This window comes from Nocardia sp. NPDC060220, from assembly GCF_042727815.1.
Classification (GTDB): Bacteria; Actinomycetota; Actinomycetes; order Mycobacteriales; family Mycobacteriaceae; genus Nocardia.
Genome location: NZ_JBHWZY010000179.1, coordinates 1 through 9,962, shown reverse-complemented (window position 1 = coordinate 9,962; position 9,962 = coordinate 1). Strand labels below are relative to the sequence as shown.

Annotated in this window: 9 protein-coding genes; 4 read left to right on the top strand and 5 right to left on the bottom strand. The window is 71.2% G+C overall.

Going from position 1 to position 9,962, the window contains the following annotated elements; genetic code table 11:
* Both ACFWF3_RS12085 and ACFWF3_RS12080 read left to right on the top strand, forming a co-directional pair.
* On the top strand, window positions 1–470 hold a 470-nt coding region (locus ACFWF3_RS12085), incomplete at its 5' end, for a DbpA RNA binding domain-containing protein (RefSeq protein ID WP_379313691.1).
* A 131-nt stretch (window positions 471–601) separates the two neighbouring features.
* Window positions 602–4,402 (top strand): AAA domain-containing protein, encoded by a 3,801-nt coding sequence (locus tag ACFWF3_RS12080; protein WP_379313692.1) that lies wholly within the window; start codon window positions 602–604, stop codon window positions 4,400–4,402.
* 1 nt (window position 4,403) lies between these two features.
* Here ACFWF3_RS12080 and ACFWF3_RS12075 read toward each other — a convergent pair whose 3' ends face one another.
* From ACFWF3_RS12075 to ACFWF3_RS12060, 4 genes are read right to left on the bottom strand one after another with little or no spacing between them, the layout of a single operon-like run.
* Window positions 4,404–5,108, bottom strand: coding sequence for an ESX secretion-associated protein EspG (locus ACFWF3_RS12075; protein ID WP_379313689.1), 705 nt, complete (start codon window positions 5,106–5,108; stop codon window positions 4,404–4,406).
* Window positions 5,105–6,454 (bottom strand): WXG100 family type VII secretion target, encoded by a 1,350-nt coding sequence (locus ACFWF3_RS12070; RefSeq protein ID WP_379313687.1) that lies wholly within the window; start codon window positions 6,452–6,454, stop codon window positions 5,105–5,107. The genes ACFWF3_RS12075 and ACFWF3_RS12070 overlap by 4 nt, the downstream gene beginning before the upstream one ends.
* Complete coding sequence (locus tag ACFWF3_RS12065) at window positions 6,441–6,839, bottom strand: hypothetical protein (RefSeq protein ID WP_379313685.1); 399 nt, start codon at window positions 6,837–6,839, stop codon at window positions 6,441–6,443. The genes ACFWF3_RS12070 and ACFWF3_RS12065 overlap by 14 nt, the downstream gene beginning before the upstream one ends.
* Before the next feature lie 18 nt (window positions 6,840–6,857).
* Window positions 6,858–7,463, bottom strand: coding sequence for an alpha/beta hydrolase (locus tag ACFWF3_RS12060; RefSeq protein WP_379313684.1), 606 nt, complete (start codon window positions 7,461–7,463; stop codon window positions 6,858–6,860).
* 212 nt (window positions 7,464–7,675) lie between these two features.
* Here ACFWF3_RS12060 and ACFWF3_RS12055 point away from each other — a divergent pair, with 212 nt between their 5' ends.
* Entirely contained in the window at window positions 7,676–8,539 is an 864-nt protein-coding gene (locus ACFWF3_RS12055) for an SMP-30/gluconolactonase/LRE family protein (RefSeq protein WP_378993455.1), read from the top strand.
* Between the two features lie 89 nt (window positions 8,540–8,628).
* On the opposite strand, the gene ACFWF3_RS12050 is transcribed toward ACFWF3_RS12055, so the two are convergent.
* On the bottom strand, window positions 8,629–9,432 hold the full coding sequence (locus tag ACFWF3_RS12050) for a hypothetical protein (protein ID WP_378993456.1): 804 nt from the start codon (window positions 9,430–9,432) through the stop codon (window positions 8,629–8,631).
* Window positions 9,433–9,629: 197 nt separating this feature from the next.
* Here ACFWF3_RS12050 and ACFWF3_RS12045 point away from each other — a divergent pair.
* Window positions 9,630–9,962: acyl-CoA dehydrogenase family protein (locus ACFWF3_RS12045; protein WP_379313682.1), on the top strand; the 333-nt coding region annotated here is incomplete at its 3' end.

The window sequence follows — 9,962 nt, the reverse complement described above, 5'->3', positions numbered from 1 at the left end:
GTCCATGGCGAGGGCGACGAGGCGGCGAGCCGGAGCCCGCCCCGCGCCGCGAGCGTGACTACGACCGCGACCGTGAGCGCGCACCGCGCCGCTACGACGACGAGGACCGAGCCCCGCGTCCGCCGTCGTTCAACCGGGAGAACGGCGAAGAACTCGCCACCTACCGGATCAGCGTGGGCAAGCGGCACCGCGTGGTGCCCGGCGCGATCGTCGGCGCCATCGCCAACGAGGGCGGCCTGCGTCGCAGCGACTTCGGTCACATCAGCATCCGGCCCGACTACAGCCTCGTCGAGCTGCCTGCCAACCTGCCCAACGAAACGCTGGAAGCCTTGCGGCGCACCAGGATCAGCGGTGTGCTGATCCAGCTGACGCCCGACCAGGGCGCACCGGCGCAGCGTTTGAACGCTCGCGGCCCGCGCCGCGACCGCGAGGCACGTCCGCGCACCGAACGGCGTAAGCCGCGCACCTAGTCCGCTCGTGCGCACCAGGGCCGAGGTCAGGCACGTTCGTCCTGTCCGTGGGTAGTGCCCTGGTCGCTCGCAGCGCTGGTTAAGGTGATGGGCGTCGGGTGTGCGTGAACACAGGAGGGCCGCGCTTGTTCGTGTCCGGTGATCGGGTGGTCGGTGCCGTCGGCGATCTCGCGCGCGCGGCGAACTGTGAGTTCGCGGTGTTGCGCGGAATCGACGCCGCTCTCGGCAATCTGCCCGGGGTTCCCGACACGACAGCCCCGCTGGTGCGCACGGCCGAACCGTCCGCCGAACTGGTCGCCCACTTCGGTGACAGGCTGGTCCGGATCCCGTCGCCCGAGGTGCTCGGTGGCGACGCGACGGCCCGGATCGCGGCGCTGACCGCCGCCGCGGAGCACACCGCGCGAGCGCTGAGTTCCGGCGCCGAGGCGATCTACGGCGCGGTGTTCTTCGACGGTCGATTCGCCTGTGGTGCCGACCTTCTGGTCCGTGGTCGCGTTGGTTACACCGTGCACAGCGCGCTCGGTGAGTATTCGGTCGGCGTTCCCGGTGCGCCGCATCATGGCGACGGTCGCGGGAACGCGCCGTCGGCGTGGTCGCACGTCGAGGACGCTGCGGTGTCGCCAGGTCCGGCGGGAACGCCTCTGCCGGCACGCGATTCGGCATCGGCGGACGAGGAGTTCAGTAGTTTCGCCGGATCCGGCGCGGTATCTCCTGCCGACAGCCGGGTGCTACGACGCGAATTGGCCGCGGGCCGGACGCCTTTCGAGCGCGTCGCGGCGTCGGTGCAGGCGATCAAGGTCGATCCGGCTCGTGAATTGCTGAGTGCGCGCCTGGAATTCGCGGCGTGCGCGCAGGCACTCGCCGACGCGGGGATCGGAGTCGATCCCCGCGCGTATCTGTGGACCGCCGAGGGTGTGCGGCGCGAAGTGAGCGCGGAACTGGCGCCGGTGTATTCGGCGCGGCGGGCTCGCGTGGAGCACATCATCGAGGACAAGCTGGCGGAATTGCTGCCGGTCCAGTGGGGTGACCCGCGCTATCTGGCCTGCGGGCGGTGCCCGAGCTGCCGTGCCGCGGCGGCGAATGCGCGAGACCTGCTGCTGGTCGCGGGGATCCGACCCACCCAGCGGGCCAGGCTGCGTGAGGCCGGCGTGCTCACGATCGATCGTCTCGCCACCACCGGCACGCCTGTCCCAGGACTGGCTCCGCGCACGCTGGCGGCCCTGCGTAAACAAGCCGATATCCAGCTCGTCCGCGAACGCACCGGCCGCCCGGCCTTCACCCTGCGCGACGCCACCGCGCTCGGGGCCCTGCCCGCACCACGCCCCGGCGACCTCGCCCTGGTCATCGACCTGGACCGGCACGGCGCCATGACCGGCCTCGAACTCGCCGACGCCACCACCATCGTCTTCCGGCCGGTCGTTGCCGGTGTGGAACAGCCGAACAGCGTCGGTTACCGGCCGCGTATGCCCGTCGGTCCGATGGACACCAACGCCGTGGTCTTCGGGCCCGGCGGCGTCGAACCCGCGAACGCGGCGGGCTACCCCAGCGCCGATCCGGCCGAAGCGGACACCATCTCGTTCGGGCGCATAGTCATCGGTGACGATGCGGCCATCGGCGACGACCCGGCGGATCCGCTTGCCGCCGAGCCGCGCCAGACCGGTGTCGACGCGGTGCCGCGCAGCCCTCTCGGCCTCGAACACGCGGGCCCGTCGACGCAGGACGGGGGAGTGCTCGAGGAGCTGCTGGAGATCATCGCCGAGCATCGGGCGGCGGATCCGGATGTGCGCGTGTACCACTACGGTTCGGATATTCGCACGGCACTGCTCGATGGGGCGGGCAGGCTCGGCACCGGTGCCGATCTGCTGGACGAGCTGTTGGCCGAGGGCGCGCTGGTCGACCTGGCGCCGATCGTGCGCACGGCGCTGCTGATCGGCGAACAGTCCTATGACGCAACGGGACTCGCCGCGCTGCTGCCGGATACGCCGGGTCGGGCGGCGACGGTTCTCGGCATCCGCGACTGGCTGCTCGACCGCGCGGCCGACGCGGGAATCGCGGTGCCGGGCACCCGGTTCGCCGTGGCGGAATCCGACGTGCCGCCCTCGCTGCACCCCGGCTCGCTGGAAGCGGCGCTGAGCGAGTTCGCCGCGGACGCGCAGGGGGATTCGGCGCGCGCCGCCGCCCTGACGGCCGCGGTCCTGGGCTATCACCGGCGTGAACGGCAGCCGCGCTGGTGGGCCCACATCGATCGGCTCGGCCATCCGGTCGGCGACTGGGCCGACGCACCGGGTGTGCTCGTCGTCGAATGGGGCACCGTCGACACCAAATGGCATCGCACGCCGCAACTTCCGACGATGCGCCGCTACCTGACGCTCACCGGCAGGTTGGGCACGGGCGCGACGCTCACCCCGGGCACCCAGATGGTCACCATCTACGACGGTGCCGCCGCGGCGGGCATGACCCAGACGCTCGGCCGCCGCGCCACCGCCACCGCCACCGTGCTCGGGTGCGCCGTCGACCCTAATTTCGACGACACCGTCCGGCTGGAAGAACTGCTCCCGGCAGGCTGCCCGCCCTACGACGACCTGCCCGCCGCCATCGCTCCCGGCCCGCCCGACGGGGAGGCCGAGATCGAGGCCGCACTGGAGCACACCGCTCAGGATCTGCTGATGAGCCTGCCGTGGGTGCCGGAGAACGCGGTCTACGATGTGCTGCTGCGTCGCGCGCCCCGGCTGCGCGACGGGATGGCGCTGCCGCAGCCCCACGACGATCTCGGCGCCGTCCTCGCCCACGCGGTCGGCGCACTGGACGCCTCGTACCTGGCTGTGCACGGGCCGCCCGGTACCGGCAAGACCGGCATCACCGGGCGTGCGCTCGAGCGGCTCGTCACCCGCCACAAATGGCGGATCGGGGTGGTGGCGCAGTCGCACGCGGTGATCGAGCGGATCTTCGACGCGGTCGTGGAAGCGGGCCTGCTGCCCGAACTCGTGGCGAAGAAGGACGTCGCCTCGGTCGGTCCGGATTGGTCGGCGATCGATGCCACCCGGTACCCGCGCTTTCTGGACAACGCTGTCAACGGGTGCGTGATCGGTGGTACCACGGCGGATTTCGTCGACGAACGACTGATCGCGCCCGGCGCGCTCGACCTGCTGGTGATCGCCGACGCGGGCGAATGCTCGCTGGCCGACACCGTCGCGGTCGCGGTGAGCGCGCGCAACCTGCTGCTGATCGGCGATCCGGTCCCGGCCAGGGCGCAGGCGAAACATCCGGAGCCCGTGCAGGTCTCGGCCCTGGAATGGCTGTGTGCAGGCGCGGGGACCCTGCCCGTCGAACGCGGCTACTTCCTCGACCGGACCTGGCGCATGCACCCCGCGATCTGCGAGCCCGTGTCGGCCTGCTGCTACGACGGCCGGCTGCGCGCGGACGAGGCCATCACGCTGACAAGGGATCTGGCGGGGATCGCGCCCGGGGTGAGCACGGTGCTCGTCGAGCACCGCGGCAGTGCCACCGAATCCGATGCCGAGGCACGCGAAGTGGTGCGCCAGGTCCGGATCCTGCTCGGCGAGACATGGACCTCCGACGGCGGAACCCGCAAACTCCACCCGCACGACATCTTCGTGGTCGCGCCGTACGCCGCCCAGGTGGCGCGGATCCGGACGCTGCTGGCCCGCGCCAAGATCGAAGACGTGCTGGTGGGTACTCCGGATCGCTTCCGTGGCCGGGAAGCCGCGGTGGTCCTGTTGTCGATGACCACCTCGACCCCCGCCGACGCGCCCTTCGGGATGCGGCCGCTGTTGTCGCGCACCGTCATCCATGCCACGCTGTGCCGGGCTATGTGGAAGGCGATCGTCATCCGCTCACCCCTGCTCACCGAGTACCTCCCGGATACCGCCGAAGAACTCGCGGACCTCGCCGGTTTTCTCCAGCTCGGCTGATTCAGACGCTGCGGAGTAGGCGGCGTAGCCATTCGACGGCGGTGTCGGGGGTGGCGGGGGTGATGTCGATGTGGCGGCTGGCGTGGACCAGGTAGCGGCCGTCGCCGGTGAGGTCGATCCACGACAGCACGCCCGAGGGCTTGGGGTCGGTGCCTGCCGCGACGAGGATCTGGCCGATGCCAGTGCGGGGGCGCTGGAGGAGCCGGCGTATGCGCGCCGCGTCGGACGGGCCGGCGACGGGGGCGGTCACCAGGTCGCGGCTGTCCTCCTCGACCCGGGTCGCCGGTGCCGTGATGCGCGGGGTGAGGCCGGGGCGTTGGGCGGGGAGCCGGGAGAATACCTGGGCGGCAAGACGTTTCGTACTACCGACCTGCACGTGCACCGAACCGCCACGGTCGGCAGCGCTACCGGGATCCTGCACCGCGAGAACCGCGACATCCGCGGTGACCGCGCCGAGCATCCGCACCGGCGCGGGCGCGTGGCCACAGACCTCGACCCGGATCTCCGGTTTCGCCAGCACCCGCAGGGCGGCCGCGAGGTCGGCGTCGAGGGTGCGAGCGCACCAGGCGTCGAGCGCGGGTTGCTGGGCTGCCCGCTCGACGGTGTCGCGTGCGGACGCACGGACGGCGAGCGGATAGGGGATCCGGTCGCCGTCGGTGCGCGCCCAGCCCAGCGCGAACTGGTCCGGGGTGAAGTGCCAGTTCACTCCCGTTCGGTCCACTCACCGAGCACGGCGGGACTGGTCGGCTCCATCTTCCCGATCAGCGCGTTCACTTCGTCGGCGGGCTCGAGGTAGGTCGGCTCCTCCTCGAGGAACCGCAAGAACTCGTCTTCCTCGTCCTCGAGCTCCTCGGCCACCTGGGCGGGACGCGGACCACCGGAGGGCCGCGTCTGATCCGCGGCGGCGATCGCCCCACCCATCATTCCGCCGATCGCGCCCGCGCCCATCCCGGTGGCGGCTTCGCCACCGGACACCGAGGGATCGCGCTCCTGCCTGCCCTCGCTCGCTGCCTCCGTGGCCGTATCGCTTGCCGTCGCGTTGCCGGCGGCCGCGGCGTTCGCCGAGTGGGTCTCGTCGTTCGATTCGCCGGTGGGCGGTGTCACGCCGGCGGGTGAGGTCCCCGCGCGACGGGTTCGGGCACTGACGGACATCGTGCCGGGGAAGGCCGTGGTCGAGGCCGGGGTGGTGGTGCTCGCCCTGCTGGCGTTGGCAGGCGGCTGGTTCGGGGCTGTTGTCGCGGCAGGGGAGGTAGTCGCCGGAGTCGTCCCGTTCGCGACCACGCCCGGGGTCGCGGCGGTCCCGTTGGTCGGGAGCGCGCCGTTGCCGGTGGAGAGGGTGCCCGCTGTTCCGGCGACCGGCGCGGATGCGGCGGGCATCGTGGCGGCGGTGACGATGGCCGGTGTCGTCGCCGACGAGACGACGGCGCTCGCCTGCGGAATTCCGGCCGGGGGAGCGGCACCCGACAGCGTCGCAGCGGCGGTGACAGTTCCTGTCTCCGTGGCAATTCCGGTGAAGGCGGGTACCCCGGACCCGGTCGGCAGGAAGGCTCCGGCGTAGATCGTCTCCATCGCCTGCACCGCGTCGAGGCGGGCGTTCTCGGCCTCGCGGGTGATGGTGGCGTTGTTCGCGGCCTGCTCGGAGTCCAGGAGCGCGGCCGCCGGATCGGGCTGTGCCCCCTCGGGTTCCGCGACCGCGGAGCGCAGGGACTCGGCGGCGTCACCGGCCTGGCTGAGCCGGACGCCGACCGCGGTCAAGACATCGGCGATGCGCCGACCGGCCTGCTCGAAGTCGCGTACCGCGTCGGCGGCCTGCTGGGCCGCCGCGCCGCGCCAGCCGTCGGCGATGGCGGCACGGATCTCACCGTGTGCGATCTCGACGCCGTCGCCGAGGCCCGTGGCGGTGGTGAGGAACGTCTCGCCCGCGCCTGCCAGTGCGGCTGGATCGAGTTGCCTTACCGCACTGTGAATGTCGGCATGGGACAGGTTGTCGAAGACTTCGACGACGGAAACGTAGTCCACATCGGTACGGCCGGAAATGCTACGCATCGCCATCACCGGGAACCTCGATCGCGGCGACCGCGCCCGCCAGTGCCTGATCGGCCTCGCGGAAGTTCGCCCCGGCGGCGCGGAACACGGCGGCCAGGTCGCGCGCGGTGCTCGCGTAGGCGCGCAGTTCGTCGAGTGCCTCGGTGGCCTTGGACTCGAAACCGGTGCGCAGGGCACCGCCCGAGGGAAGACCGCCGAAACCGGGGATGACAGCGGTCGCGCTGAGCACCCGCACCTGGGCCTCGACCTCATCGGCCAGCCGTTCGTAGCGCAGCGCGCAGCGCTCGGGCGCGCCGTCGGCGACGAGCACCCCGTCGATCCACAACCCGCCCTCGTCGACGGCTTGGCCGAGAGCCGCCGTATTCGGCAGCCCCGTTCGATTCGGTTGCACCGGTTCCCCCTTCGTCGTTCATCGCACCGCGGTGAGTACCCACTCCGCGATATCGGCCGCCACGCGGTGCTGCACCGGTTCGTGCAACAGGTCGTGTCCGGCGTCGGCGTACTCGCGCAAATCTACCGATCGGTGCCGTGCTGTCCATAGCCGGATTACATCGACGGGTGCGCGCCGGTCGTCCACGCCGTGCACCGCGAGCAGCGCGAGACCGGGCTCCGGCGCGATGTCGGCGACGCGGCGCGGAGTGCCACACAGGATGAGTCCGGCCAGGTCAGCGGAGTTTTCGTGGGCGAGGTGCACGGCGGTCACGGCGCCGAGGGAGTGCCCCATCAACACCGGCGGCTCCGGGTGATCGGCGCGGACGAGTTCGAGAAATCCCCGCGCGTCGGCGGTCAGCTCGTCGATGGTGCCCGGCGCGTCGGGATCGCCCTCGCTCAGTCCCTGCCCCGAGGTGTCGAGGGCCCACAGCTCGATCCCGGCGGGACGCAACGCCGCGGCGAAGCGGTGATAGTGCCCGCTGTGCTGACCGGTACCCGGCAGCAGCGCCAGCCTCGCCGCCGGTCGGTCGACGGACCAGCACCGGCAGTGCAATCGTCCACGCTCGCTGTCGAAATAGGGCACCTGTCGATTATCGCTGTTCGGCCGATCGAATTGTTCTGGGAGACAGCACTAGTACGTGGTACCCCGTGATGGGAACCGCAGGTGACGTGGGCTGCACACGGTGGGCCCGCAGCCGTTAGACTTCGCGCGTCGAACCGGGTCAACAGAGTCGAGGGTTACAGATGTTGTCGTTCCGTCGTTGCGTCGTCCGTGTTGTGGTCGGTGCGGCTGTCGTGACCAGCGCCTCGCTCGGTTCCGGCGCCGTCGCGGGCGCCGCCCCGCTGTCCCTGTGCGGACAGGCGCGCCAGGACGTCGCGATCAGGTCGAGTGTGCCGCTGCTGGACTGGTCGGAGAACTTCGGCATCGACGCCCAGGGTGACCTGTGGGTTTCGCGGGTCATGCGCGGCGAGGTCCAGCGCTACGACCGCGACGGGCGCCTGACCGCCACGGTGGCCGTGCCCTCGCCCGGTGCCGTCCGGCTCGGTCCCGACGGACTGCTGTACGTGGTCACCGGTAACTCGCCGCTGGCAGGCTCGGGCGGCATCGTCCGCTTCGACCCGGCGGCCGCGCGCCCGAACCCCGTCGCCTTCGCCACCGGCTTCCCGCAGCCCAACGGTGCCGCCTTCGACGCCGACGGCAATCTGTACGTGACCACCGGCAACGGACTCCACCGCCTGCGCCGCGACGGCAGCGAGGACATGGACTGGTGGTCGGCCGTCAGCATCGAGGGACCCAACGGTGTTGTGGTGTCGGGTGACTCGGTCTACGTCACCGCGAACTTCGTCGGTGCGGGTGGACCCGTCGGTCGCGTACTGCGACTGTCCCGTACCCACCCGGGCGCGGCGACCACTGTCGCCGACCTGACCTCGTTCGGCACACTGCCCGATTTCGTCGATGACCTGGTCGTGCGCGACGGTGCCCTGTACGTCACGACGCTGGCCGGGCACCTGGTCCGCGTCAACCCGAACACCGGCACCGCGTGCACTGTCGTCGCCACCCAGCCGCTCACCGCCGTCGTCGCCGACCCGTCCGACCCGTCGGCGCTGCTCGCGGGCTCCGAGGAGGGCACGGTCCTGCGCATCCGCCCGATCGGCTGACGCGACCGTCGAGGTGACCGGCGCGCGGAACCGGGCCGTTGTCCGGTCGGCGAATTCGTCCGCCGGCCAGGGGACCTACTGAACCCGGCTCAGCCGCCGACGTTGGTCGCCGCGGGCGGGGCCGGGGGAGCGGGCACCGGGGCGGGCTGGGGCGTTTCGACCGGAGCAGGCGCCGGGGCCTTCGATGTCGGTGCGCTCGAGGAGGATTCACCCGAACCCGGGCTCACGGCCTGCGGTTCGGGGGCCGGCGGTGCCGCGGGGGCTTCGGGGACCACCACCGGCAGATCGGGCACGACGAACGTGCCGACGGTCGGGGTCATCACGCAGCGGGCGCCCGCGTAGTCGATGGTTCCCCACATGGAGGCGACCACGGTGCCCGCACCGCTGTGCACCGTCTTCGACAGTGACGGCAGATTGAACTCGGTCTGGTCGTCGAGGCCGACGATGCCGCTCTGACCGTTGTTGACGTTGACCCACGCGACGCTGAGGCCGGAGGCCAGCGGAACGCCGGAGTGGCGCGGGCTCGCGCTGAAACGGATATCGCCCGGCGTCAGGCTCGTCGCGGTGCGCGGGCCCGGCCCTTCGAACGACGCCGCGGCGATGATCGTGGTGATCGGGCCGTTGCTGCCGCAGCCGAAGGTGGGGGCCGCGTAGGTGAAGGGGGTGAACTGCGTCGAGATGTCACGCAGGGCGTCGACGCCGACGATGCCGGTGAAGCTCGCGATCGCACCGACACCGGCCTTCGCCGTGGTGTCCTCGCCGGCGAGGTGGGTGAGGTGGCCGATCGCGTCGTCGGTGGGCGACGCGATCGCGCTCGGGGCCAGCAGGGCCAGCGCGCCGATGCTCGCGGCGGTGACGACCGCTGCTCTACCTGCGATGGATCTGCCGTTCACCCGTGACTCCTCGATGGATGCTCGTCGCCGGATAGTCCGGTTCGTCTGGCAACGTACCAGGTCGTCGCGCGGGTCGCCGAGCCGCCGACAGCGCGGCGGGGGCCGCTGGGACAGCCATCGTGTGTGATGTAGTCGACACCGAGGATTACCGAAGGGTAGGTTTCTCTTCGACGGCTACGAGTGACTGGGAGACCCGTATGAAGTTAGCCCTGTCCCCGGAAGAGGTCGCTTTCCGCGACGAGCTCCGGCATTTCTACGCGACCGAGATCCCCGCCGACATCCGCGATCGGGTGAAGCACGGCCAGGATCTGTCCCGCGAGGACATCGTCACCGCGAACAAGATCCTCAACGACAACGGCCTGTGCGTGCCGAACTGGCCGGTGGCCTGGGGCGGCAAGGACTGGACGCCGATGCAGCGCCACCTCTGGCTCGACGAGATGCAGCTGGCCTCGGTACCGGAGCCGCTCACGTTCAACGCCTCGATGGTCGGCCCGGTGATCGCCCAGTTCGGTTCCGAGGAACTCAAGCAG